A 24,527-nucleotide genomic window follows, 5' to 3' on the forward strand; every position below is an offset into this window, starting at 1 on the left:
GTCTAGTCAGCCGCATTAAGTCACCCGAATTTCAAGCCGCCCCGAAGCAGGCAGTTTCTACCATCGCGTCCCGCGGGTCACAACGCGGTCAACCGCATGTGAACCCTCTTCAGTCTTCGTGAACCATGAATACGCGGGAAATGATTTCAAACCACTAACGACCCAGTTCGCGCGCGTTTGCGGCACAAATGTGAACGCCGGCCCATGGGACCGGCGTTTGCATTCGGGTGTGGCACTGCCGCAACAGTTGGCGGAACTGCGGCCTAGAGCTTGTAGAGGATCTGGTCGACCCAGAAGCGTTCGAGACGGGCGAGCGCCTTGTTGAGGCCGTCGAATTCGTCGTCGCCCAGGCCGCCGACCTTGTCGATGGATTTGAGGTGACGGTCATAGAGTTCGTCGATGACCTCGGCCACTTCCTCGCCCTTGGGGGTGAGCTTGATGCGCACCGAGCGGCGGTCGGAGCGGGAGCGCTCCTGGAAGATGTAACCGGTCTCGACCAGCTTCTTGAGATTGTAGGAAACGTTGGAGCCGAGGTAGTAGCCCCGCGAGCGCAGCTCGCCCGCCGTGAGCTCCGCGTCGCCGATATTGAACATCAGCAGCGCCTGGACGGGGTTGATGTCATCCCAACCCATACGATCGAACTCATCCTTGATGAGGTCGAGCAGGCGCCGGTGGAGGCGTTCGACGCGCGAAACAGCTTCCAGATAAAGCGGCTTCAGGCTCTGGGGACGTTCCGGGGAAAGGGCCTCGGCTGCGTTGGATTTGATTGCCATTTGTGCCTCACTGTTTTGCAGTCTGTGCGATTTTTCGCATCTCATGAGGCCAAACTACGGCGTGCGAACTAAGATCGCCCTAAGCGGCGTGATTAAGCACATCTTACTGGAATGCAATGAGAATTTGGCTTTATTCTTCGTTACACCGGTGCATAAATTTGTAACCTTACGAGGGTGTGAAGGGCGGCCGGGCCGCCCTTGACGATCCTTCAATCGGTCAGTGCCTGGCGCCCCAGAAGCTTCAGGGCCAGCACCCCGCCAACCGCGATCCCCTGCCCCACCAGCAGCACCATGCCCAGTCCGCTGATGCCGGTGGCATGGACGGCGACCAGCAGCGCGGTGCCAGCGACCCAGGCGAAGTCGCCGACAATATTGGCGGCAACAGCCGCTCGCGCCGGCCGGGCGCTACGGGCTATCCAGAGATTGAAGGCCGCCCAGGGCAAAAGCAGAAAGCCGATGACCGAGAGGAAGGCCGATGGCATGGCCCAAGCGGCGAGGTCGGTGAGTTGGTCGGCTGCGACGAGCAACCCCGCGCCCATGGCAAGGGAGCCGGCCGCATCCGCGAAGTAGACCAGATGCGGATCGAGGCGGGGAAGAGTTTGAGCCTGGGTGGTCATGACGTTCTCCTTGATTGTCGATGCCCCCAGACTGGCGCCCGGAGGTCATGTTCTCAATTACGTCACAGGTAATGGAATGCAGGACGATGCTGATGCATGGTGGTGGCCAGACAAGGAGGCCAACATGTTCAGCGCGATGCTCAGGGAATGGCGAGGACTGCGCGGCATGAGCCAGCTCGACCTGGCGCTCAGTGCGGAGGTGTCGACGCGCCACCTGTCCTTCATCGAATCCGAGCGCTCCAAACCCAGCTCCGAGATGGTGCTTCGCCTGGCCGAAGCGCTGGACCTGCCGCTGCGGGAGCGCAATGCGATGCTGGTAGCGGCGGGCTTTGCGCCGCAGTTCGGCGACAGCGACTGGCAAAGCGAGACCATGGCTGACGTGCGACGGGCGGCGACCCTGCTGCTGCGGGCGCACGAGCCCTACCCCGCCATCGTGCTCGACATGGCGCTCAACGTGCTGGACGCCAACCCGCCGGCGCTTGGCATGATCGGCGCCAGCGCGGAAACGCTAGGCGGCATCAACCTGGTCGACCTGGTCTACAAACCCGGGCCGGTGCGCGAGTCGATCATCAACTGGACCGATGTGGCCGAATACCTGCTGCACCGCATGCGGGAGAGCGTGCGACGGCATGGGCCGCACTCGGCAATGGGCGCAGTGTTGCGGCGGGCCATGTTGCAGCCGGGGGCGGCCGAGCTGTCCGTGGTGCGTGGCCAACGCAGCGGGACGGTGCTGCTACCACTCGAGTTCCGCCGTGACGGCGTAGTGACGCGCTGGTTCACCACCGTGACCAGTTTCGGAGCACCTCAGGATGCGATGGCCGAGGAAATTACGATCGAGCAGTTTCACCCCAATCCGAACTAGTCGGCGGCGCGGGCGCGGCTGTGGCGAACCGACAGCACGAAGATGATGAGGATCGACGCCAGGAGGACGATGCGCACGGCAAAGCCGAAGGCGGACATGCGCACATCCGGATTACCCAGGAGGTGTAGCGCCAGTTCGACGGCTGTGGCGCCGACCAGCAACACGGCGCCCCAGCTCGCCTTGATCCACAGACCCACTGCCGCAAACAGCCGGGCGAGCGCGAAAATCGCCAGATAGACGAAGCCGGTCATGCCCATTGCCGCGATCGGGCTGACATCGCCCAGGTTGACGCCGAGCAGGCGCGCCGCGTCGTTCAGGCCGAGCAGCAGGCTGATGATGGCGACGATGCGGATATAGATGCCGATGGGCTGGGCGTTGAAATCCATGGCGGTTTTCTACCCGCCCGTGGCGGCTGCGACAAGCCGGAGCTTGGAGCGCGCTGGCGGCGCTGATATTGAGGGCCGCAACGACAAGGAGCCCGCGATGGTCGACCCCTGGCAGAAGCACGACATGGAGTTCCTCGGTGGCCGGCGGCTGCGCCGGACGCGCCGCACCGCCTGGAGCCGCGCCATGGTGCGCGAGACGGTGCTGACGCCATCCGACCTGATCTGGCCGCTCTTCGTCATCGAGGGCCACAATGAGAAGACGCAGATCCGCACCATGCCGGGGGTGGAACGGCTGAGCGTCGATCTCTGCGTTGAGGCCGCCAGGGCCGCCCGCGATGCCGGCATTCCGGCGCTGGCGCTGTTTCCCAATACGCCGGACCATCTGCGCAGCGAGAATGCGGCCGAGGCGCATAATCCTGACAATCTGATGTGCCGCGCGCTGGCGGCCATCAAGAGCGCGGTGCCCGAGGTGGGGCTGATCGCCGATGTGGCGCTCGACGAATATTCGAGCGACGGCCAGGACGGGCTGGTGCGGGACGGGGAAATCCTCAACGATGAGACCGTTGAGGTGATGATCCGCTCGGCCCTGGTGCAGACGCGGGCCGGGGCGGACATCATTGCGCCTTCGGACATGATGGACGGGCGCGTGGCCGCCATACGGCAGGCGCTGGACGCCGAGGGGCTCGAGCAGACCCAGATCATGTCCTACGCCGCCAAATATGCGTCCTACTACTATGGGCCGTTCCGCGAGGCGGTGGGGTCGGGCAGCCGGCTCAAGGGCGACAAGCGCACCTACCAGATGGACTATGCCAATTCCGACGAGGCGATGCGCGAGATCGAGCAGGACATTGCCGAGGGCGCCGACAGCGTCATGGTCAAGCCCGGCCTGCCCTATCTCGACATCGTCAGGCGGGCCAAGGACAGCTTCAACATCCCCATCTACGCCTACCAGGTGAGCGGGGAATACGCGATGATCGAGATGGCCGCCGCCGCCGGCGCGATCGACCGCAAGGGCGCGATCCTGGAGAGCCTGTGGGCCTTCAAGCGGGCTGGGGCGAATGGGGTGCTGACCTATTTCGCGCTGGAAGTGGCGCGGGAGTTGGGGCGGTAGCGGTCCTGACCCGCGGCCGTAGCGCCCTGCAGTAACATTTCTGTTCCTCACCCTCTTGCGTGAGGCACGATGCATTACAATCTCATTGGCCATGGACCAGACCTATCAGAATGCCCGCCCTGCTTTGCCCGACCCTTCGACCGCCCCAGAGCTGTTCGAGGGTCTGCTGACGCGCCGGGTTGTAGCCTTCTTCATCGACCTGATGGTCATGGGCGCGATGATCGTCGCCTTTGCCTTTGTGGGGCTGATCGCGGGCTTCCTTACCTTCGGGCTCGCCTGGCTGGCACTGGTCTTCGTTGTTCCGGCGACCATCGTGCTCTATTACGGCGCGACCCTGGGGTCGCCCAAGCGGGCGACGATCGGCATGCAGATGATGGACATCGTGCTGACGCCGACCCGCGGGCAGCCGCTCGATGGCTGGATGGCGATCATCCACGCCGCCGTGTTCTGGCTGACGACCTGGATTTCCTGGCCGCTGTCGCTGCTGTTCGCGCTGTTCACGCCGCGCCGGCAGATGATTCATGACCTGGTGACCGGCACGCTGATGGTGCGCCGTTCGCCCATGGTGCGCCATTGGCGCGCCCGGTCAGCGCAAAGCAGCGGCGCATATTGAATCGTTGCCGGGGGTAAGGCGCAGGAGTACATTCTCCTGGTTGTACCCAAGGGTCTTTGATGACCGACCAGACGCCCGAGACGACCCAGCTGTTCCTGACTGCGGCCATGCCGTGTCCGTACCTGCCCGGCAAGCAGGAGCGAAAGCTGTTCACGCACCTGACGGGAAGGCGGGCATCGAGCCTGCATCACCTGCTTAGCGAGAACGGGTTCCGGCGCAGCCAGAACCTGATCTACCGACCGGCCTGCGAGGGCTGCAATGCCTGCCAGTCGGTCCGCATCGTCGCCAATGAGTTTGCCCCATCCGGGCGCTTCCGTCGTGTGCTCAAGCACAATGACGACCTGTCGGTCGAGGTTCGCCCGACTACGGCGACCAGCGAGCAGTATGAGCTGTTCAAGCGCTACCTGGAATCGCGGCATGCGGGCGGCGGCATGAACCAGATGAGCTTTGTCGACTACGAATACATGGTCGAGGATACGCCGGTGCAATCGGTGCTGGTGGAATATAGGCTGCGCGATCACCCCGACCAGACGCTGGTGGCGGTGGCGCTGACTGACGTCATGCCCGACGGGCTCTCGATGGTCTATTCGTTCTACGACCCGGACCTGGCTCCGCGGAGCCTGGGGACCTATCTGATTCTCGATCATATCGCGCAGGTCCGGTCTGCGGGGCTGCGCTACGTCTATCTCGGCTATTGGGTCAAGGACTCGCCGAAGATGGCCTATAAGGCACAGTTTCGACCGCTTGAAGTCCAGAAAGGTACTCTGGGCTGGTGCGCGCTCGACTGAAATAGACACTTTGACTCGCAAGCTGAATTGTAACTGACGCATTTCGTCAGCTATTGTTCACCCGTTTACTGGCACTGGTCAGCACGGGCGGCTGTGGACCGATGGGAACCGGGGCGCCCTATTTCCATCCTTTGTCCATGGAGAATCCTGTTGAAGATCAGAAGCATCTATCTCGCGCCCCTCCTCATCGCTGCCCTGCCGGCAACTGCCTTCGCGCAGGCCGTGGTGCCGCCCAATGTCGACTTCACCGCCTCGGCAACCATGCCGTCGCTCAAGGATCCGTCGCGCAAGGACGTCTTCGCCGTGACCATCGGCGATGCGCAGGTCAAGACGCAGCTCGAGCTGACCTGTTCGGCCGGTTATACCCAGTTCCTCGTGGTGCGGTCGGACAAGGCCTGCGCCGTGGCCGGCAGCGGCTCGATCGTCAATCCATCCAACCAGTCGCTGCTGCCGCGCACCCAGTATTCGGGCGGCTATACCGTCAACGCGGACGGCTATACCGATGGCGCCGGCCTGGCGGTGAACTATCTGGCGCTCGGCAAGGTCGCGCCTTCCGCGGGGGCGTTTTCCGGCTCGATGAACCTCAAGCCTGAGGTCACCTCGACCGGTGCCTCCGCGCTCAAGGATTCGATCATGGCCAATCTCGGCCAGAGTTCGAGTGGTGGAGTGATCGACGACCGCGTCGATACGGTTGACCTCACGCGCCTTTACATTCCCTCGGCCGGCCTGCCTTCGGATGCCGGTTGCACCTGGTCGGGCAATATGGTGTTCGCCTATCAGACCGAAAGCTGGTTCCTCGACCTCAAGGCCAACTGCGCCGACAAGGAATATGTGCTCAAGGGCAACATGCCCTGGACCGACTCGCCGGGCGTGGACGCCCAGACCCAGTATGACCTGACGCTCACCCTGCCCTCGGCCGACGCCACCAGCGACGACGCGCTGTTCGCAACCGGCGACGCCAACAGCGATCTGTTCGCGGCGGCCGATGGCATCGCGGCGCAGATCATCATGAAAGAATCCAAGGTTGTCACCGTCGATATCGACGGCGTGCCGACCGAGACACCATCGCAGGTCGATGCTTCGGGCCAGTTCGTTGGCACCAATGTGCCGGTGGAGGTAGTGCGCTCGCTGGCGACGCTGTTCGGGCTGCTTTCGTCGAACCTGTTCGGCGCGTAGAGGGTCAATGAAGCCTGCCTGGGGGCGGCCTGCCGGCCGCCCCCTTTTCGTTGCCGCGGCCATGGTTGCGCCATATGTATCGGCGACATCGCCTGCACCCTCCACCTGCCGGACCCCGTCATGTCGCTGATACTGAAGCTGATCCGGCTGGGCCTGGTGCTGGGCGCGCTTGGCGCGGCTGGCCTTGCCATCCTGGCGTTGTTCGGCTTTGCGGTGCCCGAACTCGACCTGCTGAACCATGCGCAATTCCTGCTGCTGCCGGCGACGATCATCGGACTGCTGATCGTCGTTTTGCTGCTGCGGGGGACGCTGCGCGGCGTGGCGATGGTTGTGACCCTGGTTGGCATTGCTGCTTCGGCCAATGTCATGCTGCCCGAAGTCGTGGGTTCGATGCAGAAGCGACCGGTGGCGCCGGCAGGCGGCACCGTCAGGATGATGACGCATAATCTCTTCGGCATGAACTACGAGATGGAGAAGGTCACGGCCGCCATCTTTGCCGAGGACCCCGACATCATCGTGCTGCAGGAGTATTTTGGCGAGCAGGCGACGGACCTGCATCCACTGCTGCTGGCGAAATATCCGTTCTTCGTGCGCTGCAAGGGCGGCAAGCGGGCCAATCTGGGGCTCTATGCGCGCATGCCGTTCGTCCAGGTGGACGACGGCGCCTGCCCCAACGATGCCTATGGAACGACGCGCACGGCGCATATCCTGGCCACCTTCCAGACCGAAGACGGTAAACCCTTTTCGGTGATCACGACCCATATGGATTGGCCCATTCCGGTAGCCCGTCAGCGCGAACAGCTTAGCGCGCTTTCCGAGGTGGTGGACAAGATCGACGGACCAGTGATCCTGGCGGGAGATTTCAATTCGACGCCATGGTCCTATGGGCTACGTGATTTCGTGGTGCGGAATGGACTGGTTCGCGAAACCATGAACCTCCTCACATTTCCGATGAGCTGGTTCTATTTTGGCGCCTGGCGGGACACGCTACCGTTCCTGCCGCTCGATCATGTGATGACACGTGGTGGCATCGTGGTGCACGAGGTCCATGCCGGACGGGCCACTGCGAGCGATCACCTGCCGGTGGTGCTTACATTCTCGGTGCAGTGATCCCCGTTCCCTTGCACTCACCGCGCTTCACCCTCGGGCTTGACCCGAGAGTGACGATCGAGTGGCGGGAGGCTACCTGGCCTCTCCGAGCTTCATGTCGAACACGATCAATCCATCCGTGCCGCCTTCGAGCGCCGCCACAAGCCTGGCGCCGGCGGCCTGGTGGGCGGGATGCGGCAGGTAGCGGTCGCGGGCGGCGGCGTCGACGAAGTCCATGATGAAGCCGTCGTCGAAACCCTTTCCCAGGCCTTCGGGGGAGATGTTGGGGCCGAAATCGGCGGAGAGCAGGCCCTCGATCTGGCCCACCAATGCGGCAAGGCCGGCGTAGATTTCGGCGCGCTCGTCGGCCGATACGCCGGTACGGAACTTGAAGAAGACGCAGTGGCGGATCATTGGCTTTTCCCTTGCCTCGTGTGTGCGGCCCCACCCCCTCCCGGCCTCCCCATCAAGGGGGAGGTGCCGATCGGGAGTGTGCGTCGTTCGTTGCTACCCCACGAACCTGTTGTTGCGCGGGAAGCCGTTGGGGGGCTGGCGGCCTGCGGTGGCGCGGTCGCCGAGCCAGTCGGTCAGTTCCTCGGTGGGCTTGGTGTAGGTGCGGCCCGAAGAGTCGGTCCAGGTCAGGCCATCGGCTGCCCAGAAGGTCTTGAGGTCGGAAATACCGCCATCCTTGTAGCGCTGCAGGCGCACGCCCTTGCCGCGGGCCATTTCGGCGAGCTGGTTGAGCGGGAAGACGAGGAGCTTGCGGTTCTGCCCGATGACGGCAACACGATCACCGACCACAGGCACCAGCAGGGCGGCTTCGTCGGGGGCGCCGACGTTGAGGATCTGCTTGCCCTTGCGGGTATTGGCGATCATCTCGTCTTCGCCGACGATGAAGCCATAGCCCGAGGACGAGGCGATGATGCGTTTCTGGCCGGGCTTGTAGACGAAGATATCGACGATATCCTGGCCTTCCTCGATATCGACCATGATGCGGACCGGCTCGCCCTGCCCGCGGCCGCCGGGGAGCTTGTCACCCGCGAGCGTATAGACCTTGCCGCCGGTGGTGAGCATCAGCAGCTTGTCAGTGGTTTCGCACTTGATGGAGAGCTTGATCCGATCGCCGGCCTTGAAGCCGCGCTCGTCATTGACCTCGACGGCGTGGCCGCGGGGAGCACGGATCCAACCCTTCTCGGAGAGGATGACGGTGATCGGCTCGCGCTCGATGAAGGCTTCGGTGACTTCATCGGCATTGGCGGTGGGTGTATCGCCCAGCACGGTCCGGCGCGCGCCCAGGAAATGCGGCGTGCCGTCGGGATTGGTCAGCGGATAGGTCTTCTTGAGGGCCTCGATTTCCTTGCTGATATTGCCCCATTGGCGCTTGTCCGAGGCGAGCAGCGCTTCGAGATGCCCCTTTTCCTCGGTCAGATCGGCGTGTTCCTTGCGGAGCTCGATTTCCTCGAGCTTGCGCAGGGAGCGCAGGCGCATGTTGAGGATGGCTTCGGCCTGCACGTCGCTGAGCTCAAACGTGCTCATCAGGCTGGTCTTGGCATCGTCCTCCTCGCGAATGATGCGGATCACCTCGTCGAGATTGAGATAGGCGATGATGTAGCCAGCCAGCACTTCGAGCCGATGGGCGATCTGTTCCAGGCGGTGGGTCGAGCGGCGGACCAGCACTTCCTTGCGATGTTCGAGCCAGGCCTTGAGCACCTGCGGCAGGCTCATCACCTTGGGCACGGCGCCCTTGTCGAGCACGTTGAGGTTGAGCGGGAAGCGGGTTTCAAGGTCGGTGGTCTTGAACAGCTGCTCCATCAGGATGACTGCATCGACCGTGCGGGCCCGCGGTTCGAGCACAAGGCGAATATCGTCCGAGCTCTCGTCGCGCACGTCCTTGAGCAAAGGCAGCTTTTTGGCCAGCAGCAGCTCGGCGATCTTTTCGACCAGGCGCGACTTCTGGATGCCATAGGGAATTTCGGTGACGACGATCAGATAGACGCCGCGGCCGGTTTCCTCGATTTCCCACTTGGCGCGCAGGCGGAAGGAGCCGCGGCCGGTGGCGTAGGAATTGGCGATGGAGGACGCGGACTCGACCAGGATGCCGCCCGTGGGGAAATCGGGCCCCTTCACGTATTGAGTCAGGTCGTGGGCGGAAGCATCTGGATTGACGTTGATAAGGTGGAGCGCGGCGTCGCAGAGCTCGGCGACGTTGTGCGGCGGAATGGACGTCGCCATGCCCACCGCGATGCCGGTCGAGCCGTTGGCCAGCAGGTTGGGGAAGTTGGACGGCAGGACGACGGGTTCTTCGTCTTCGCCGTCATAGGTCGCCTTGAAGTCGATGGCATTCTCGGTGATGCCTTCGAGCAGGCGCATGGCGACGTCGGTCATGCGGCTTTCGGTGTAGCGCATGGCCGCGGCGTTATCGCCATCGATATTGCCAAAATTGCCCTGGCCATCGACCAGCGGGTAGCGCAGCGCGAAATCCTGCGCCATGCGCACGAGCGCGTCGTAGATCGACTGGTCGCCATGCGGGTGGAACTTACCGATCACGTCGCCGACGATGCGGGCGGATTTCTTGTAGCCCTCGTTCGGCGCCAGCTTGAGCAGGCGCATGGCATGGATGATGCGGCGATGCACGGGCTTGAGCCCGTCGCGTGCATCGGGCAGCGCGCGCTGGGTGATGGTCGACAGGGCGTAGGAGAGGTACCGCTCCTCGAGGGCCTGCTTGAGATCGACGACGCGCTGGTCGTCGGCAGGCGGGAGGGTATCGCTATCAGACATAGGCGGGCATTCCGGGGGAACGAATCAGGAAAACAGTATAGCCGCTGCGCGTCCGTTGCGGGCTGAGACACGCGGTTTTGCACGAGTTTGGGCGTGACGAAGCGCCGCCTGTGTCGCGGTTGTCGCTGCGTCCGGGGTGCTCAATCCAGGTGAGACGCCAAGGGGGCGCTCAGAGAGCTATGGTGGCGAGGCGCCTGCCTCGAAGATGTGGTAGAAGGAAGTGAGGCCATTGCCTCGCCACCACGCCAGGATTTTCGCGGGTCCGGGCCAGGTACGCTGTGTCGCAAGCGCAGCTGCCGAGTGCCCGCCGCCCAATGGGAGCGACCTCCCATCCCTGGCTGCCCCCACGGTCATCACTCGTCATGACCGGCTCTGCCGTGAAGGTAGGAGGGAGTATGCGGGAGATTTGGCGGGCGAGGATAAGTTGGTTGAGCGAGGATCGGTGCAAGCGGCCCCACCCCCTCCTTCCTCCCTTCAAGGGGGAGGTTTGGCTCCACTCGTTGGCTCGATCCAGTCACCCATACGAAACGGCACCTCCCCTTTATGGGGTAGAGGGGGAGGGAGGGGCCGGTGGATGGCTCTACGGCTATACGTCTCGTGACAGGATTTCCATCAGCAACTCCCTCGTCGGTGACGGCTCGATCTGCCTTGGCCCCCAGACCTGCTGCTGGAGAAAATGGCCCGTCAGCCGCAGGGCGTCGGCGATGTCGTGGGGGCTGGCATTGCCGCGGGTGGTGAGGAAGCTGGGAAGCGGCAGGAGGCGGTCGAGATAAGGCTGGGCAGCGGCGCGGGAGACGGCGCGGCCGGTCTTGGGGGAAACATGGGTAAGGTCGGTGGTGCTGCCAGTGGCGGCGCAGGAGGCGAGGTCCAGGCCGAAGCCGAGGTCTTCGAGCATGGCGAGTTCGAAGCGGGCGAGGTCGGCGCCGTCGGGGGCGCTGTCGATGAGGCGCAGGGCCATGCCGAGGAGCCGATCATGCGGGTCGCGCTCGGGCAGCAGGCGCAGGTGGTCGCAGATGAGCTGGCTGAGGTACAGCCGGGTGCGGTCTTCGATGAGGGCAGCGGCGCGGGCAGTGAGCAGTTCGACGGTGAACATGCCGAGCTGATCTTCGAGGCGGGCGCGCCAGGTGAGCTGGATGGTATTGCCGGGCTGGAGCACGGCCGCGAGGCGGCGGGTGCGGCCACCGCGGACGAGCCCGAGATGGCGGCCACGACCGGCCACCATGGCCTCGGCGATGACTGACGTCTCGCCGTGGCGGCGGACGCCGATCAGCAGGGCTTCACCGGTCCATTCCATCAGTCCACCGGCTCGCTGCTGCCCTGCTCGAGGCGTAGTCGCAAAGTCTGGAGGAGTTCGGCTGCGGCTGCGATCTTTTGCGGGTCCATGCCCTCTGCAAGGGTTGCCACCCACGGCGCCTGGAGCTTGTGAATAGCCCGAAAGGTCTCCCGGCCCTTTTCGGTCAGGCGTACGAGCTTGGCGCGACGATGGTGGGGATTGTCCTGCAGTTCGACAAATCCGGCCTCCAGCAGTTCGTTGACGAGACGCTGAACCCCTTGGCGTGCCGTGCCCAGGTCGCGCGCGATATGCGCCACGGGCTGCGGCACGGTCGCCATGGCTACCGCGCCCAGAACCTGCCAGCGCGCACTGGTGAGGCCGAGCGGCGCGACGAGCTGATCCCCCGCTGACACCAGGCGCGCATTGGCGCGGAAAATGTCCAGAAAGAGCGCGCTGAGCGCATGGGCAGCGGAAGCAGTTGGCAGAGTCATGCTGACATCATACTTCCCAATTGACAACATATTGTCATTATCGCAGGATTGCAGCGCATTTCATATCCCTCATGGAGACCAGACATGACCACCGCCAAGAAGCAGCCGAGTTCGTCGGTGTTTCGCATCGACAGCTTCGCCGTGCCGGAGGCGTCCCGCGCCGCGTTCATGGCCAAGGTGCAGGAAACCAAGGACTTTCTCGATGAGCAAGCCGGATGTGTGCAGAACCTGATTCTGGAACAGCATTCCGGCTCTGACCGCTTCAATGTGGTGACGGTGGTGGAGTGGACAAATCATGACGCCTTCGCCAATGCGAAAGCGGCCATGATGGCCAAGCGGCGCGGCAGTGGCTTCGATCCAGAGTCCTTCCTGAAGACACTGGGCATCGAAGCCAACATGTCGAACTATATCGCTGCCAGCTGAGAGCGTGTCTCAGCCCTTCCCATGTGGGTATTCCAGGCCCATTTCGCGGTAGCGCTCGGGGTCATCGCCCCACTTTTCGCGGACCTTGACGAAGAGGAAGAGGTGGATGGGCACCTCGTACATTTCCATCAGTTCCTTGCGGGCTTCCTGGCCGATGGCCTTGATGGTCTGGCCGCCGGCGCCCAGGACGATCTTCTTGTGGCTGTCGCGAGTGACATAGACCACCTGGTCGATCTTGTAGGAGCCGTCCTTCTGGATCTTGAAGGACTCGGTCTCGACCGTGGCATTGTAGGGGATTTCGTCGTGGACGCGCAGGAAGAGCTTTTCGCGCGTGATCTCGGCGGCGGTGATGGCCATGGTCAGATCGGTGAGGTGATCCTCGGGGAAGTGCCAGGGCCCGGGCGGAATGTGCTTGATGCACCAATCCATGAAGTCCTGCACGCCATAGCCCTTGAGCGCCGAAATCATGAAGGTGGCCTCGAAGCGCAACTTGGCGTTGATGGCCTCGGAGAGCTTGAGCAGTTCCTCGTTCTTGATCGTGTCGATCTTGTTGAGGATCAGGATGCGCGGGTGGTTGATGTTTTCGAGGCCCTCGATGAGCTTTTCAAGTTCAGGCGTCAGGCCACGATCGACATCGACGATCAGGGCGACGATATCGGCATCCCCTGCCCCGCCCCAGGCGCTATCGACCATGGCGCGGTCGAGCCGGCGCTTGGGGGCGAAAATGCCTGGTGTGTCGATGAAGACGAGCTGGGCCTTGTCGGTCGTCACGACGCCGCGCACCTGGCTGCGGGTGGTCTGCGCCTTGTGGGTGACGATGGAGACCTTGGTGCCGACGAGGGCGTTGAGCAGGGTCGACTTGCCGGCATTGGGGGCGCCGACCAGGGCGATGAAGCCGCAGGATGTATCGATGGGCGTGATATCGGTCATGTTGGATCTTTTGCTTCTTGCCACACCTTCTGGGCGATCAGGAACAGTTCGGCGGCCTTGTGTTCGGCGATCTTCTTGGAAGGGCCGGTGGCGCTCAGACTATCATAATTGCCGAGGGTGACAGTGATGGTGAATTCGGGGGCGTGATCGGGGCCCGATCGGGCGGTCTGGGTATAGGTGGGCGGCTCGAGGCCGCGGGCCTGGGCCCATTCCTGCAGGGTCGTCTTGGCATCGGCCTTGTTGGCCTGGCCGTCGGCCAAAAATTCCTCGAACATGCGCTCGACGAATTCGTAGGCCTTGCCCAGCCCGCCATCGCAATAGATGGCGCCGATGATGGATTCGGTGATGTCGCCGAGGATGGCTTCCTTTTCGGCGCCGCCGGTGCGGGCTTCGCTGTCGCCCAGATGCATTTCGGAGCCGAGATCGAGCGTGCGGGCGATGACGGCGCAGGTTTCCTTGCGCACGAGCGTATTGAGCGTGCGGCTCAGCTCGCCCTCATTGGCCTTGGGATAGCGGCGATAGAGCATGTCGGCGACCACGAGGCCGAGCACGCGGTCGCCGAGGAATTCGAGGCGCTGGTAGCTGCGCTCGATGCGCTTGGCGGGCGAAACGGCGCTGGAATGGGTCAGCGCACGGTTCAGCAGGTCCGGATCGGCAAATTTGTAGCCGAGCCGGAACTGCAGCTTGTCGTGGTTACGCGCGGCACGGCTCATAGAGGCTGGTGGTCGACGGACTGGAACATGCGGTCCCAGCGCACATTGGCCGGCCACTGCCAGAGCTGCCAGGGCGGAATATTGTTGGTGATGGAGAAGAAGCGGGCCTCGGCCTTGGCGATCAGGTTCACCGCCGGCACATAGCCGACCTGACTGAGGACGCGGCTATCGGCGGATCGATCGCGGTTGTCGCCCATCATGAAATAGTGGCCGGCCGGAACGACATATTCGCTCGTATTGTCGAGCGGCGCGTTGTCGGAGATTTCCTGGATGATGTGGGTGGTGCCTTCCGGGAAGGTCTCGCGATAGAGGGTGACCTCGCGGGTGTCGCCGTTGCTGTCGGTATCCTGCGCGGTGCCGATGGCTTCGCGCTCGATCATGGTACCGTTGATATAGAGGCGGCCCTGCTTGACCTGGATGGTATCGCCCGGCAGGCCGACGACGCGCTTGATGTATTCGATGTTCTGCGGCACCGGGCGGAACACGGCGATGTCGCCGCGGTTGGGCTCGCGACCGAAGATGCGGTTGGCGATGGGCAGCTCGAAATCGAGCAGGCTGAAATCGCCGTAGCGGCCCAGAGAGAAGGAATGTTTGCCATAGCCCCAGACGAATTTGTTGGCGACGAAGTAGTCGCCGATCATCATGGTCTGCTGCATGGAGGCGGTGGGGATGGAGAACGGCTGGTAGAGGAACGAGCGCAGGACGATGGCGATCAGCAGCGCCTCGACCACGACGACGATGGTTTCAACCCATTCATTGGTCGCGGACTTCTTGATGGATTTGTCGGCGGGCTGGCTCATTGATATCCCCGGAAAGGCGGTGCCGAAGCGTTAGGCGTTTGTTCCGCTCGGGTCAACTTGCGGCAGCGCCTCGATGATGACGAAGGCCTGGGCAAGCCCGGCATCGTCGGTGATGGTCACGTGGATGTGGGGAACGTGGCCCGGCGGCACAAGGCGGGCCAGGGCTTTTGCCGCGCCATTGGTGAGGTGCATGGTCGGCTTGCCGGATGGCAGATTGACCACGCCCATGTCGCGCCAGTAGACGCCCCAGCTGATGCCGGTGCCCAGCGCCTTGGAGCAGGCTTCCTTGGCGGCGAAGCGCTTGGCATAGGAGGCGGCGCGCTGGGCGCGGCGATCGGACTTGCGGCGCTCGGTTTCGGTGAAGCAGCGGCTGGTGAAGCGATCGCCGTATTTGGCGAGGGTCTGCTCGACGCGGTGGATCTGGATGAGGTCGGAGCCGAGGCCGATGATCACTTTACCCCCTGAATGCCGCGGCTGCCGGGCTTGATGGCGGGGATGGCGGCGAGTTCGGGGGGGAGCTGGTCGGCCGGATAGGCGGGGACCTTGTATTCGATCAGCGAAACCAGCGGCACGCCGACATCGGCTTCGCCGCCGGAGCGATCGATGAGGCAGGCGGCGGCCACAACATTAGCCCCGATGCCGCGCAGGGCCTCGACGCATTCGCGGATGGAGAGGCCGGTGGAGACGATGTCTTCGACCACGATCACCTTGTCATCGGCCGATATTTCGAAACCGCGGCGCAGCTCGAACTTGCCGTCGACGCGCTCGGTATAGAGCGCGGGAAGGCCGAGCTGGCGGGCGGTTTCGTAGCCGGGGATGATGCCGCCGATGGCCGGGGACACGACCTTGGTGACGCCGGGGACCTCGGCGCGGATGCGCTCGGCCAAAGCCTTGCAGAGCTTTTCGGTCTGGGCGGCGTATTGGAACACCTTGGCCTTCTGCAGGAAGACCGGCGAGCGCAGGCCGGACGAGAGGATGAAATGGCCTTCGAGCATGGCGCCGCATTCGCGGAATATGTTCAGCACTTCATCTTTCGTCATCGACAAATCTCCGGTCCACCTTGCCGTCCCATTCGAGGGTCGAAATCATGCCCGCTTCGCGGACGCCGGCGCGCTGGACGGCGGAAAGCCCCGGACTGCGCTTGAGCGTTGCCAGAACATCGGTCAGTTGCGCAAGGTCGCGCACCTCGATTTCGAAGATCATCTGGTGAAAGTCGGGCGAAATCATCCGCATCACCAGATTGTTGATGTTGGCGTCGCAGGCGGCGATGGCCGAGGAAATCTGCGCCAGCGAACCGGGCTTGTTGACGCTCTCCATGGTGATGACGGTGGGATAGAGCTTGTCCTCGCCGCTCTTGAGGCTCCAGCGGACATCGACCCAGGCCACGTCGCTGTCATGCTTGTCGATCAGCGCGTCGGAATGGATGGGATAGACCAGCATGGGCGCATCGGGCTGGAGGATGCCGACCAGCCGGTCCCCGGGCACGACGCCTTCGGCCGAGACCGTCACCGGCATATGGAAATCGAGCTGCGCCAGGGCCGCCTTGGCCTGCGGGCCGGAGCGCTGGCCGCCCGGCACGCGGAAGCGGAAGAGATCGGTGGCGCGCAGGGCGAACCAGCCATCGGCCGTGTCGGCGACCGGCAGATCGAGCTTGCGGCGGCGCTTGCGCAGCCCCTTGAGCTTGGCCAGTTCGACGCCGAGCGGCTCGGAGCCGATCTTGCCCTCGCCCACTGCGATCAGCAGATCGCGCCGACCGGGAACGCCGAGCGCCTCGGCCAGCGCCTTGGCCTCGCTCTCGTCGAGCATGACGCCTTCGCGCTCGAGCAGCATGTTGAGCACGTGTTCGCCCAGGGCGAAGGCGCGCTGGGTGGCGGCGTGGCGGACGGCCCGGCGGATGGCGGCGCGGGCCTTGCCGGTGGCGGCAATGCCCAGCCAGTTCATCGGCGGCATATGGTTCTGATCGCGGATGATCTCGACTTCGTCGCCTGACCGAAGCTGGGTGACCAGCGGCAGGATGGAGCCATTGATCTTGGCACCGACGGTGGTGTCGCCGATATCGGTATGCAAAGCATAGGCGAAATCGATGGGGGTGGCGCCGCGCGGCAGGGCGATCAGCCGGCCGCGGGGGGTGAAGCAGAACACCTGGTCCTGGAACAGTTCCAGCTTGGTGTATTCGAGGAAATCCTCGGTGGAGGAATTGCCCGTGGTCAGGTGGCCGATGGTCTGGCGGAGCGAGCCATAGGCCTGCGATTCATGCTCGATGCGGCTCAGGTCGGCCGAGGCACCATCCTTGTAGAGGGCGTGGGCGGCGATGCCGAATTCGGCGACGCGATCCATCTCCTCGGTGCGAATCTGCAGCTCGGCGCGCTGGCGGCCGGGGCCGACAATGGTGGTGTGGATCGACTGGTAATCGTTGTGCTTGGGGACCGAGATATAGTCCTTGAAGCGACCGGGCACGACCTTCCACTTGGTGTGAACGACGCCAACCGTGCGATAGCATTCCTCGATCGACCCGACGATGACGCGGAAGCCGATCATGTCGGAGAGCTGTTCCAGCGCGATCGACTTGCGCTCGATCTTGTTGAAGATCGAGAAGGGCGACTTCACGCGGGCCTTGACGCGGGCGGTGATGCCCTCGGCGGCGAGGCGCTCGCTGAGTTCCGCGGAAATGGTCGAGATGGTCTCGCGATACTCTTCCTGCATCTCGTCGAGGCGGGCAACGATGGCCTGGTAGTGCTCGGGCTGGAGAATCTTGAAGGAGATGTTTTCCAGCTCGTTGCGCATGTCCTGCATACCCATGCGGCCGGCCAGCGGGGCATAGATATCCATGGTTTCCTGCGCGATACGCTTCTGCTTGTCGGCAGGCATATATTGCAGGGTGCGCATGTTGTGCAGGCGGTCGGCGAGCTTGACCAGCAGCACGCGCACATCCTGGCTGATGGCCAGCAGCAGCTTGCGCAGGTTTTCGGCCTGAGCCTCCTCGCGGGAGACCAGGTTGAGGCGGTCGATCTTGGTCAGGCCATCGACGATGGTGGCGATTTCGGCGCCGAACAGTTGGTCGATCTCGGCGCGGGTGGCGTCGGTATCCTCGATGGTGTCGTGGAGCAGGCCCACGGCGATGGAGGCATCGTCGAGCTTGAGTTCGGTCAGGATGGCCGCGACTTCGAGCGGGTGATTGAAGTAGGGGTCGCCCGAGGCACGCTTCTGCGAGCCATGCTTCTGCATGGCGTAGACATAGGCCTTATTCAACAACTGCTCGTCGACGTTCGGGTTATAGGCCTGAACGCGTTCGACAAGCTCATACTGACGCATCATGGAAGGTGTCGCCGCTCGCTCGAAGAATCGAGCTTAGCGCTTTGATTGGAAATGGGAAGGGCGACGCGGGGAGTATCTGAGTTGCGGGTGGCTGGGAAGGGCCGGAGGCACGACATCGTTCAGTCGCGATGTCATCCCGGCGAAGGCTGGGATCCATGCGGTGAGCCATCCCCTGTCGCTGGGTGCTGCGGCGACCCACGGACATGGATTCCGGCCTTCGCCGGAATGACACGGTGGCTGAGCATCGCATCGCGCAAAACGAAAACACCCCCGGCTTGCGTCGAGGGTGTTGATACTTGTCGCTGCCGACCAGATCAGTCGTCGCGGCGTTCCGGCGGGGCCAGGCTTTCGATGCCGCGCAGCAGTTCTTCTTCGCTGATGGTGTCGAAATTGATCGAATCGTCGCCATTGGCGCTTTCGATCAGCGGAGCGGCGTGCTCTTCGGGCTCGTCGACCTCGACATATTTCTGCAGCGAGTGGATCAGATCCTCGCGCAGGTCATCCGGCGAAATGGCGCCGTCGCCGATTTCACGCAGGGCCACAACGGGATTCTTGTCGTTGTCGCGCGAGACGGTGATCTGGGCGCCAGACGAAATCATGCGCGCACGATGCGCGGCCATGAGAACGAGATCGAACCGGTTTTCGATCTTTTCGATGCAGTCTTCAACGGTGACGCGTGCCACAGACGTCTCCAAAACTTATGGAATGAAGGCTTCCCATACACGAGTGACTCGGTGGGCACAAGGATTGCCTGCCCTTCGGCACGCGCATGTGACACGCAGATGTCTTGTCCCGTGCCGGAAAACATGCGAATAGCGAAATTAACATAATGTTCTCAGCGGAATTTAAATAGTCGTTTAGGCCGCGTGGCGCGGCACAGGCGTTTAGGCGGGCGGACCGCCAATAGGGAGATATTGCCATGCCCATCGATCCGCGGGAAAAGATCGTACTATTCATCGACGGCGCCAATCTCTACGCCACGTCCAAGGCAATCGGGGTCGATATCGACTACCGGCGGCTGCTGGCCGATTTCAACGCCAGGGCCTATCTGCTGCGGGCCAACTACTACACGGCGCTCGTCGAGGATCAGGAATATTCCTCGATCCGCCCGCTGATCGACTGGCTGGACTATAACGGCTTCACCGTGGTGACCAAGCCGGCCAAGGAATTCACCGACGCGACCGGGCGGCGGAAGATCAAGGGCAATATGGATATCGAGCTGTGCGTCGACGCGCTCGAATTGGCCCCGTTCTACGACCACATGGTGCTGTTTTCCGGTGATGGCGACTTCACGGCGCTGGTGGCGGCGCTGCAGCGCAAGGGCAAGCGGGTGACTGTGGTTTCGACGCTGACCACGTCCACGCCCATGATCTCGGATGATCTGCGGCGCCAGGCCGACTTCTTCATCGATGTGGCAGAACTGGCCAAGACCGTGGGCCGCCCGCCGAGCACCCGTCCGCCCGTGGCGGCGCCGGTTGTGGCGGCTGAGACGGAGTAACCGGCCGCTTCACCTCTCCCTCTGGGGGAAAGGTGCAGGACGCCCGCCTACCCCCGACCGCCCTCTTTCATGATGCGGGATTTGTCGCGGTTCCAGTCGCGATCGCGCTCGGTGGCGCGCTTGTCGTAGTTCTTCTTGCCCTTGCCGACGCCGATCAGCACCTTGGCGCGGCCCTGGTCGTTGAAGAACAGCTTGAGCGGCACGATGGTGTTGCCGGCACGGGCCACTTCCTGGTCGAGATGGGCCAGCTGCTTCTTTGATACCAAGAGTTTGCGCGGGCGCCGTTCTTCGTGGTTGAAGCGGTTGGCCTGCAGGTATTCGGGGATATGGGCGTTGATCAGCCAGAGCTCGCCCCGTTCGGGCGAGGCATAGGACTCGGTGATCTGGGCCTTGCCCAGGCGCAACGACTTGACCTCGGTGCCGGTCAGCACGAGGCCGGCCTCCATGGTCTCGCCGATTTCGTAATCGTAGCGCGAGCGGCGGTTTTCAGCCACGAGACCGTGGCTGATGATGCCGTTCTTTGCCTTGTCGTTCTTTGGGGCCATAAGGGTTAGATAAGACCTGCATGGCGCATTGCAAAGTCCACGGCCTCTTCAGTCGCCCTGGCGACCGGTACGAGCGGCAGGCGCAGTTCGTTGGCGCAGCGGTTGAGGCGGCTGGCGGCGTATTTCACCGCCGTCGGATTGGGCTCGAGGAACAGGTTCTTGTGCAGATGCACCAGCTTGTCCTGCACCAGCAAGGCGCCCTTGAAATCACCAGCCAGCGAAAGCTCCTGCATCTGGGCACACAGACGCGGCGCGATGTTGGAAGTGACCGAAATGCAGCCATGGCCGCCATGGGCGTTGAAGGCGAGTGCGGTTATGTCTTCGCCCGAGAGCAGGATGAAATCCTTGCCCAGCTTGTCGCGCTGGAGGCTCGCCCGGCCGAGATCGGCGGTCGCATCCTTGACGCCGATGATATTGGCATGGGCTTCGTGCAGGCGCGCGATGGTGTCGACGGTGAGATCGACCACGGTGCGGCCGGGCACGCTGTAGAGAATGACGGGGATGCCGACTGCCCTGGCCACAGCCGAGAAGTGCTGGAACATGCCCTCCTGGTTGGGCTTGTTATAGTAGGGCACGATGGAAAGCACGGCATCGGCGCCGGCCTGTTCGGCGAACTTCGCCAGCTCCACCGCTTCGGCAGTCGAGTTGGATCCGGCCCCGGCAATCACGGGGACGCGCTTGTTGGCCACTTCGATGGCGATTTCGACGACGCGGCGGTGTTCCTCGTGGCTGACAGTGGGGCTTTCGCCCGTGGTGCCCACCGGCACCAGGCCGTGAGTGCCTTCCGAAATCTGCCAATCGACAAAGCTGGCGAAGGCTTTCTCATCGACATTCCCATCGAGCATGGGAGTGATGAGCGCCGTAATCGATCCTCGCAGCATTTGTCGAGATGTCCTTGGGTTGGTGCCACGGACGGGCCGTGGCGGAATGGCAGAGACCGCTTGGCGCGGCCGGTTTTGCGTGGCGCACCATACTTTCACTTGGCGGCCACGACAACGTTTTCGTTGGTCCCTGGCAGCAGGGATCGCCATTGCCGGCGGCGGCAGCAAATCCGCTTGAGCTGACATGGCCGTTCCCCCTAAATGGGGCGGCAATGCCTCGCCCCAGAACCGTCCCTGCCGATCATCCACCCTTCGTGCCCCTGCCGATCACCCATGTGACGCTGGAAGCGGGGCTGCGCGTTGCCGTTCATGTCGCCGGCACGCTGTCGAGCCGGCGCCTGCCGGTGGTCTGCATTCCCGGCTATCAGCGCAATATGAGCGACTTCACCGAGTTTGCCGGCTATTTCCGTCGCATGGTCAGAGGGGAATGGCCGGTGGTGCTGGTCGACCTGCCCGGCCGGGGACGGTCCGACGACCGGGCCAAGGACAGCAAATACAGCTCGCTGGCCGATGCGCGCGATGTCGCGTCGGTGATGACGGCGCTGGGGATCGGCAAGGCGGTGGTGTTGGGCCAGGGGCATGGCGGGCAGGTTGCCATGGCGCTGGCCGCGCGCCATCCGCTGCTGATTGCCGGCACGGTGCTGCTGGATGCAGGGCCGGTGACGGATTCGCGCGGGATCGTGCGCCTGCGCAACAACCTGGCGCATGTGGAGGCGCTGCGGGGGGCGAAGGTCGTGACATCGGGGTTTCGCAAGATCCTGGGTGGCGATTATCCGGAACTGCCCGATGACCGGCTGGATGCCTTGGTGGGCCGCAGCCATGTGATCGACAAGCGCGGACGGGCCCGTCCGCTCTATGACCGGCGGCTGATCGAGGCCCTGGCCAGCATCAATTTCGACGACGTGCTGATGGCGCAATGGCCCCTGTTCGATGCCTTGACCTGTGCGCCGCTGATGCTGCTGCGGACGCAGCTGACCGACCAGCTGCGGCGCGAGACGTTTGATGAAATGGTGCGCCGGCGGCCGGATGCGGTGGCGCTGACCATTGCCGGGCAAGGCTCCCCTGCTTTGTTCGACCAGCACGAGGAAATCGAGGCCGTCGCCGAGTTCGTCACGCGAACCAGCACGCAATTGCTGGGCCGGGCGGCCTGAGCGCGGCGCAGCGATCGGGGGCTAGGCGTGGGCCCTGGTGATTCCCAATTCCAGGGCCTGTTCGACCCAGCGTTCGCGCCGGATGCGGCCCTTGAATGACAGCTGGGCATCGACCCAGTCGACATTGGCCTTGTTCCAGCCGGCGATCTGATCGATGTGGAATATGCCCATCGCGTAAAGCGATGCTTCAATTTTCGGCCCGATTCCCTTGATCTGCTTGAGATTGTCGGCCTGGCCGCCTCGCGGCCCAGACAAGGTCGCGGGCTTTGGCCCTAATGATTTGGACTTACCGGCCGGAGGCAACGCCGTAACAGGCGGCGGAGCCGGGGCAGCGTTCGGCGCCGGCGGTAACGGCTCCTCAACACGTGCGGCGAGGCGCGCGGCGGAACTGCGCGGCTTGCGTGGCTCGGGCAATGGGGCGGTGACGGCAGCGGCGGCCGGCGGCACAACCTGCCTGGTGCCACGCCCGGCATGGAGGACCAGGCGAGTGGCATAGCCGAGGACGCAGCCCAGCAGATAGGCAGCCAATAGCAGCAGCGCCGTCTCGGCAATGTGGGCCAGGTTGGTCATGGCGCGGTCACGGACCTGGCGGGGTGAAACTACGCCAGCCCACGATGAGGCCGATCAGCCCCGCCCCTGCCAGGTAGGGCCAATAGACCATCACCAGATAGGACAGCGAAGCCCAGTTTACCGCCATCGACGGGCCTCAATAATGCTGCGGCTTGATGGTGACGACGATGCGCCGATTGAGGCGCTTGCCCTGGGCCGTTTCGTTGTCGCCAATCGGCGCGGTTTCGCCATAGCCCACAGCGTAAAGCCGCGCCGGGGTGACGCCGCGGGAGACCAGCGCATTGACCACGGCCTCGGCGCGCGCCACCGACAGCGCCATGTTCAGGCCCTCGTCGCCGTCGGCATCGGTATGGCCCTCGATGTGGACGATGGCATCCGGACAAGCCGCCAGATCCAGCGCCAGTTCATCGAGCGCCGCTTCGGACTCGGCGGCGATCAATGCCGCCCCCGACTGGAACAGGATGGAGTTGCGCGCGGAGAATTCCGCGACCGGCGCGGCGCAGGCGCTGGTATCGACCGGGGCGGGTGCGGCTGGCTGTGCCGCTGGCGCCACCGGTTCGGGCTCGGGTGGCGGCGGCGGCACGTCAATCCGCGTGGTCCAGGACGCGCCATCCGGCGACGCGGATATGGCCGCCAGCACGGCGTCGCGGACGTCGTCATTCGGCGCGATGCCTTGCAGGGACCAGGCGCCGGCGGCAAAATCGAGCTGGCCTTCGGCCAGTTGCGACAAAGCGCGCAGGCCGGTTTCTGCGCTCGGGAGGAAGGATGGCGGAGCACCTTCGGCGATGGTTACGGCGGCGACGTCGCCATCGCTGATGGCGGCGAAGTAGCGCATTGCCGGATCCGATGGCAGTTGCCCGCTCATGACCACCGACGCGTCAGCGGAGCGGCGGGCGGAAAAGGCGTATTCGGGATTGACGGCAACGGGCGACGCGACGGGCTCCGGCGAGGGTTCCGGCTCGACCACCGTCGGCTCAGGCTCGGCGATCGCTGGTTCGGGCTCGACAATGGGCGCAGGCTCTGGCTCGGCAACCGGCTGCGACGGCCTGTTCAGGGCCAGCACCCAGTTGGTAGCCGGAGTCGTCGCAGCGGCCAGAGCCGTGTCTACGGAACCATCAGCATCCAAGAGCGTGCCGCTGATGGTCCAGATCGTCCCGTCAAAGCTGACGCGGCCCTCTGACAGGACGGCGAGTGCGTCCATGGCGGCGAGCTGGTCGGCGGCAAAACCTTCGGGGGCGGTGGGATCGACCGTGGACTGGTCGGTGACTTTGTCCCCTGCCCGCACCGCCAGCACGCGCTGCAGCGGCTCGGCCGGAACAAGACCATCAAGGATCACGGTGCCATCGGGCGTCTTGGTGGCGGACCACAGATAGGGCACGGTGGCGACGGGTTCAGGTGGCGGCGCCACGATGTCGATGGACCACGCCGCGGTGTCGGTCGCGGCCGCTAGGGTTGCCAGCAGCGCGTCGCGTTGCGCTTCCGAAGCGGCACGGCCGCCCAGGGTCCAGCGCGACCCATCGTAGCTGACCTCGCCCTCTTCGAGGGTCAGAACCGCATCGAGCCCGGCGGTTACCGCCGCGACGAAGCCCTCGGGGGCACCGAGCCCCAGTTCGGTCGAGTCGACGACGGCATCGCCGGCGTGGACGGCAAGGTAGGTCTTGAGGCTTTGGGTGGGCACATGGCCCATCAGCGTCACGCCATCGGCGGCGCGGGTGGCGGACCAGGTATAGGGGGCAATCTGGGG

At 63.9% G+C, this 24,527-nt stretch carries 27 protein-coding genes; 9 read left to right on the forward strand and 18 right to left on the reverse strand.

What is annotated here, in order from left to right; all coding sequences use genetic code 11:
* Positions 1-263: 263 nt before the first annotated feature.
* Both IH615_RS21365 and IH615_RS21370 read right to left on the reverse strand, forming a co-directional pair.
* Positions 264-773, reverse strand: coding sequence for a MarR family winged helix-turn-helix transcriptional regulator (locus IH615_RS21365; RefSeq protein ID WP_046138148.1), 510 nt, complete (start codon positions 771-773; stop codon positions 264-266).
* Positions 774-982: 209 nt separating this feature from the next.
* On the reverse strand, positions 983-1,390 hold the full coding sequence (locus tag IH615_RS21370; RefSeq protein ID WP_291365200.1) for a hypothetical protein: 408 nt from the start codon (positions 1,388-1,390) through the stop codon (positions 983-985).
* Between the two features lie 124 nt (positions 1,391-1,514).
* Here IH615_RS21370 and IH615_RS21375 point away from each other — a divergent pair, with 124 nt between their 5' ends.
* Positions 1,515-2,252 (forward strand): helix-turn-helix domain-containing protein, encoded by a 738-nt coding sequence (locus IH615_RS21375; RefSeq protein ID WP_291365202.1) that lies wholly within the window; start codon positions 1,515-1,517, stop codon positions 2,250-2,252.
* Here IH615_RS21375 and IH615_RS21380 read toward each other — a convergent pair.
* Positions 2,249-2,638: a hypothetical protein gene (locus IH615_RS21380; protein WP_291365204.1), complete on the reverse strand. Its 390-nt coding sequence runs from the start codon at positions 2,636-2,638 to the stop codon at positions 2,249-2,251. The genes IH615_RS21375 and IH615_RS21380 overlap by 4 nt on opposite strands.
* A 97-nt stretch (positions 2,639-2,735) precedes the next feature.
* Here IH615_RS21380 and hemB point away from each other — a divergent pair, with 97 nt between their 5' ends.
* The 5 genes from hemB to IH615_RS21405 all read left to right on the forward strand — a co-directional run bounded on the left by hemB (position 2,736) and on the right by IH615_RS21405 (position 7,436).
* Positions 2,736-3,749: a porphobilinogen synthase gene (gene hemB, locus IH615_RS21385; RefSeq protein ID WP_291365206.1), complete on the forward strand. Its 1,014-nt coding sequence runs from the start codon at positions 2,736-2,738 to the stop codon at positions 3,747-3,749.
* Positions 3,750-3,840: 91 nt separating this feature from the next.
* Positions 3,841-4,362 (forward strand): RDD family protein, encoded by a 522-nt coding sequence (locus IH615_RS21390; RefSeq protein ID WP_291365208.1) that lies wholly within the window; start codon positions 3,841-3,843, stop codon positions 4,360-4,362.
* A gap of 59 nt (positions 4,363-4,421) precedes the next feature.
* Positions 4,422-5,150 (forward strand): arginyltransferase, encoded by a 729-nt coding sequence (locus tag IH615_RS21395; RefSeq protein WP_291365210.1) that lies wholly within the window; start codon positions 4,422-4,424, stop codon positions 5,148-5,150.
* Between the two features lie 150 nt (positions 5,151-5,300).
* Entirely contained in the window at positions 5,301-6,326 is a 1,026-nt protein-coding gene (locus tag IH615_RS21400) for a hypothetical protein (RefSeq protein WP_291365212.1), read from the forward strand.
* A 120-nt stretch (positions 6,327-6,446) separates the two neighbouring features.
* Positions 6,447-7,436 carry an endonuclease/exonuclease/phosphatase family protein gene (locus IH615_RS21405; RefSeq protein WP_291365213.1) on the forward strand — a complete coding sequence of 330 codons (990 nt, stop codon included), beginning with the start codon at positions 6,447-6,449 and terminating at the stop codon, positions 7,434-7,436.
* Positions 7,437-7,508: 72 nt separating this feature from the next.
* Here IH615_RS21405 and IH615_RS21410 read toward each other — a convergent pair whose 3' ends face one another.
* From IH615_RS21410 to IH615_RS21425, 4 genes are all read right to left on the reverse strand, one after another.
* Entirely contained in the window at positions 7,509-7,829 is a 321-nt protein-coding gene (locus IH615_RS21410) for a Dabb family protein (RefSeq protein ID WP_291365215.1), read from the reverse strand.
* A gap of 93 nt (positions 7,830-7,922) precedes the next feature.
* Positions 7,923-10,193, reverse strand: a complete 2,271-nt coding sequence (parC, locus tag IH615_RS21415) for a DNA topoisomerase IV subunit A (RefSeq protein ID WP_291365217.1) — start codon at positions 10,191-10,193, stop codon at positions 7,923-7,925.
* A gap of 586 nt (positions 10,194-10,779) precedes the next feature.
* Entirely contained in the window at positions 10,780-11,487 is a 708-nt protein-coding gene (gene recO, locus IH615_RS21420; protein WP_291365219.1) for a DNA repair protein RecO, read from the reverse strand.
* Complete coding sequence (locus IH615_RS21425) at positions 11,487-11,957, reverse strand: MarR family winged helix-turn-helix transcriptional regulator (RefSeq protein WP_291365221.1); 471 nt, start codon at positions 11,955-11,957, stop codon at positions 11,487-11,489. Before IH615_RS21425 ends, recO begins: the two co-directional genes overlap by 1 nt.
* Before the next feature lie 84 nt (positions 11,958-12,041).
* Between IH615_RS21425 and IH615_RS21430 the strand changes: the two genes are divergently transcribed.
* The gene (locus IH615_RS21430; protein WP_291365223.1) at positions 12,042-12,380 is read left to right on the forward strand and encodes an antibiotic biosynthesis monooxygenase; all 339 of its coding nucleotides are present in this window, start codon (positions 12,042-12,044) and stop codon (positions 12,378-12,380) included.
* Between the two features lie 9 nt (positions 12,381-12,389).
* Here IH615_RS21430 and era read toward each other — a convergent pair whose 3' ends face one another.
* The 7 genes from era to rpoZ form a co-directional block, all read right to left on the reverse strand.
* Positions 12,390-13,310, reverse strand: a complete 921-nt coding sequence (era, locus tag IH615_RS21435; protein ID WP_291365225.1) for a GTPase Era — start codon at positions 13,308-13,310, stop codon at positions 12,390-12,392.
* Positions 13,307-14,023 carry a ribonuclease III gene (gene rnc / locus IH615_RS21440; protein WP_291365227.1) on the reverse strand — a complete coding sequence of 239 codons (717 nt, stop codon included), beginning with the start codon at positions 14,021-14,023 and terminating at the stop codon, positions 13,307-13,309. The genes era and rnc overlap by 4 nt, the downstream gene beginning before the upstream one ends.
* Complete coding sequence (lepB, locus tag IH615_RS21445; RefSeq protein WP_291365229.1) at positions 14,020-14,823, reverse strand: signal peptidase I; 804 nt, start codon at positions 14,821-14,823, stop codon at positions 14,020-14,022. The genes rnc and lepB overlap by 4 nt, the downstream gene beginning before the upstream one ends.
* Positions 14,824-14,853: 30 nt before the next feature.
* The gene (gene acpS, locus IH615_RS21450) at positions 14,854-15,276 is read right to left on the reverse strand and encodes a holo-ACP synthase (RefSeq protein ID WP_291365231.1); all 423 of its coding nucleotides are present in this window, start codon (positions 15,274-15,276) and stop codon (positions 14,854-14,856) included.
* A complete protein-coding gene (gene pyrE / locus IH615_RS21455; protein WP_291365233.1) occupies positions 15,273-15,863 on the reverse strand; it encodes an orotate phosphoribosyltransferase in 591 nt (196 codons plus the stop codon). Before pyrE ends, acpS begins: the two co-directional genes overlap by 4 nt.
* Positions 15,850-18,138, reverse strand: a complete 2,289-nt coding sequence (locus IH615_RS21460) for a bifunctional (p)ppGpp synthetase/guanosine-3',5'-bis(diphosphate) 3'-pyrophosphohydrolase (RefSeq protein ID WP_291365235.1) — start codon at positions 18,136-18,138, stop codon at positions 15,850-15,852. Before IH615_RS21460 ends, pyrE begins: the two co-directional genes overlap by 14 nt.
* Positions 18,139-18,452: 314 nt before the next feature.
* Complete coding sequence (gene rpoZ / locus IH615_RS21465) at positions 18,453-18,821, reverse strand: DNA-directed RNA polymerase subunit omega (protein WP_092179449.1); 369 nt, start codon at positions 18,819-18,821, stop codon at positions 18,453-18,455.
* 236 nt (positions 18,822-19,057) lie between these two features.
* On the opposite strand from rpoZ, the gene IH615_RS21470 reads away from it, so the two are divergent.
* On the forward strand, positions 19,058-19,636 hold the full coding sequence (locus IH615_RS21470; protein ID WP_291365239.1) for an NYN domain-containing protein: 579 nt from the start codon (positions 19,058-19,060) through the stop codon (positions 19,634-19,636).
* 47 nt (positions 19,637-19,683) lie between these two features.
* Here the strand turns inward: IH615_RS21470 and smpB are convergent, their stop codons facing one another.
* Complete coding sequence (smpB, locus tag IH615_RS21475) at positions 19,684-20,181, reverse strand: SsrA-binding protein SmpB (RefSeq protein ID WP_056252519.1); 498 nt, start codon at positions 20,179-20,181, stop codon at positions 19,684-19,686.
* A gap of 5 nt (positions 20,182-20,186) precedes the next feature.
* A complete protein-coding gene (dapA, locus tag IH615_RS21480; RefSeq protein ID WP_291365242.1) occupies positions 20,187-21,062 on the reverse strand; it encodes a 4-hydroxy-tetrahydrodipicolinate synthase in 876 nt (291 codons plus the stop codon).
* A 212-nt stretch (positions 21,063-21,274) separates the two neighbouring features.
* Between dapA and IH615_RS21485 the strand changes: the two genes are divergently transcribed.
* On the forward strand, positions 21,275-22,213 hold the full coding sequence (locus tag IH615_RS21485) for an alpha/beta hydrolase (RefSeq protein ID WP_291365245.1): 939 nt from the start codon (positions 21,275-21,277) through the stop codon (positions 22,211-22,213).
* Positions 22,214-22,234: 21 nt separating this feature from the next.
* Here IH615_RS21485 and IH615_RS21490 read toward each other — a convergent pair whose 3' ends face one another.
* Both IH615_RS21490 and IH615_RS21495 read right to left on the reverse strand, forming a co-directional pair.
* Positions 22,235-22,783 (reverse strand): hypothetical protein, encoded by a 549-nt coding sequence (locus tag IH615_RS21490; RefSeq protein WP_291365247.1) that lies wholly within the window; start codon positions 22,781-22,783, stop codon positions 22,235-22,237.
* 136 nt (positions 22,784-22,919) lie between these two features.
* Positions 22,920-24,527: OmpA family protein (locus IH615_RS21495; RefSeq protein WP_291365248.1), on the reverse strand; the 1,608-nt coding region annotated here is incomplete at its 5' end.

The sequence above is a fragment of the Devosia sp. genome, assembly GCF_014860165.1.
Classification (GTDB): Bacteria; Pseudomonadota; Alphaproteobacteria; order Rhizobiales; family Devosiaceae; genus Devosia.

Excerpts from the sequence above, each read along its gene's own strand:
- IH615_RS21365 (WP_046138148.1), bottom strand. The coding sequence starts at position 773 with ATGGCAATCAAATCCAACGCAGCCGAGGCCCTTTCCCCGGAACGTCCC.
- IH615_RS21370 (WP_291365200.1), bottom strand. The coding sequence starts at position 1,390 with ATGACCACCCAGGCTCAAACTCTTCCCCGCCTCGATCCGCATCTGGTC.
- IH615_RS21375 (WP_291365202.1), top strand. The coding sequence starts at position 1,515 with ATGTTCAGCGCGATGCTCAGGGAATGGCGAGGACTGCGCGGCATGAGC.
- IH615_RS21380 (WP_291365204.1), bottom strand. The coding sequence starts at position 2,638 with ATGGATTTCAACGCCCAGCCCATCGGCATCTATATCCGCATCGTCGCC.
- hemB (WP_291365206.1), top strand. The coding sequence starts at position 2,736 with ATGGTCGACCCCTGGCAGAAGCACGACATGGAGTTCCTCGGTGGCCGG.
- IH615_RS21390 (WP_291365208.1), top strand. The coding sequence starts at position 3,841 with ATGGACCAGACCTATCAGAATGCCCGCCCTGCTTTGCCCGACCCTTCG.
- IH615_RS21395 (WP_291365210.1), top strand. The coding sequence starts at position 4,422 with ATGACCGACCAGACGCCCGAGACGACCCAGCTGTTCCTGACTGCGGCC.
- IH615_RS21405 (WP_291365213.1), top strand. The coding sequence starts at position 6,447 with ATGTCGCTGATACTGAAGCTGATCCGGCTGGGCCTGGTGCTGGGCGCG.
- IH615_RS21410 (WP_291365215.1), bottom strand. The coding sequence starts at position 7,829 with ATGATCCGCCACTGCGTCTTCTTCAAGTTCCGTACCGGCGTATCGGCC.
- parC (WP_291365217.1), bottom strand. The coding sequence starts at position 10,193 with ATGTCTGATAGCGATACCCTCCCGCCTGCCGACGACCAGCGCGTCGTC.
- recO (WP_291365219.1), bottom strand. The coding sequence starts at position 11,487 with ATGGAATGGACCGGTGAAGCCCTGCTGATCGGCGTCCGCCGCCACGGC.
- IH615_RS21425 (WP_291365221.1), bottom strand. The coding sequence starts at position 11,957 with ATGACTCTGCCAACTGCTTCCGCTGCCCATGCGCTCAGCGCGCTCTTT.
- IH615_RS21430 (WP_291365223.1), top strand. The coding sequence starts at position 12,042 with ATGACCACCGCCAAGAAGCAGCCGAGTTCGTCGGTGTTTCGCATCGAC.
- era (WP_291365225.1), bottom strand. The coding sequence starts at position 13,310 with ATGACCGATATCACGCCCATCGATACATCCTGCGGCTTCATCGCCCTG.
- rnc (WP_291365227.1), bottom strand. The coding sequence starts at position 14,023 with ATGAGCCGTGCCGCGCGTAACCACGACAAGCTGCAGTTCCGGCTCGGC.
- lepB (WP_291365229.1), bottom strand. The coding sequence starts at position 14,823 with ATGAGCCAGCCCGCCGACAAATCCATCAAGAAGTCCGCGACCAATGAA.
- pyrE (WP_291365233.1), bottom strand. The coding sequence starts at position 15,863 with ATGACGAAAGATGAAGTGCTGAACATATTCCGCGAATGCGGCGCCATG.
- IH615_RS21460 (WP_291365235.1), bottom strand. The coding sequence starts at position 18,138 with ATGATGCGTCAGTATGAGCTTGTCGAACGCGTTCAGGCCTATAACCCG.
- IH615_RS21470 (WP_291365239.1), top strand. The coding sequence starts at position 19,058 with ATGCCCATCGATCCGCGGGAAAAGATCGTACTATTCATCGACGGCGCC.
- smpB (WP_056252519.1), bottom strand. The coding sequence starts at position 20,181 with ATGGCCCCAAAGAACGACAAGGCAAAGAACGGCATCATCAGCCACGGT.
- dapA (WP_291365242.1), bottom strand. The coding sequence starts at position 21,062 with ATGCTGCGAGGATCGATTACGGCGCTCATCACTCCCATGCTCGATGGG.
- IH615_RS21485 (WP_291365245.1), top strand. The coding sequence starts at position 21,275 with ATGCCTCGCCCCAGAACCGTCCCTGCCGATCATCCACCCTTCGTGCCC.
- IH615_RS21490 (WP_291365247.1), bottom strand. The coding sequence starts at position 22,783 with ATGACCAACCTGGCCCACATTGCCGAGACGGCGCTGCTGCTATTGGCT.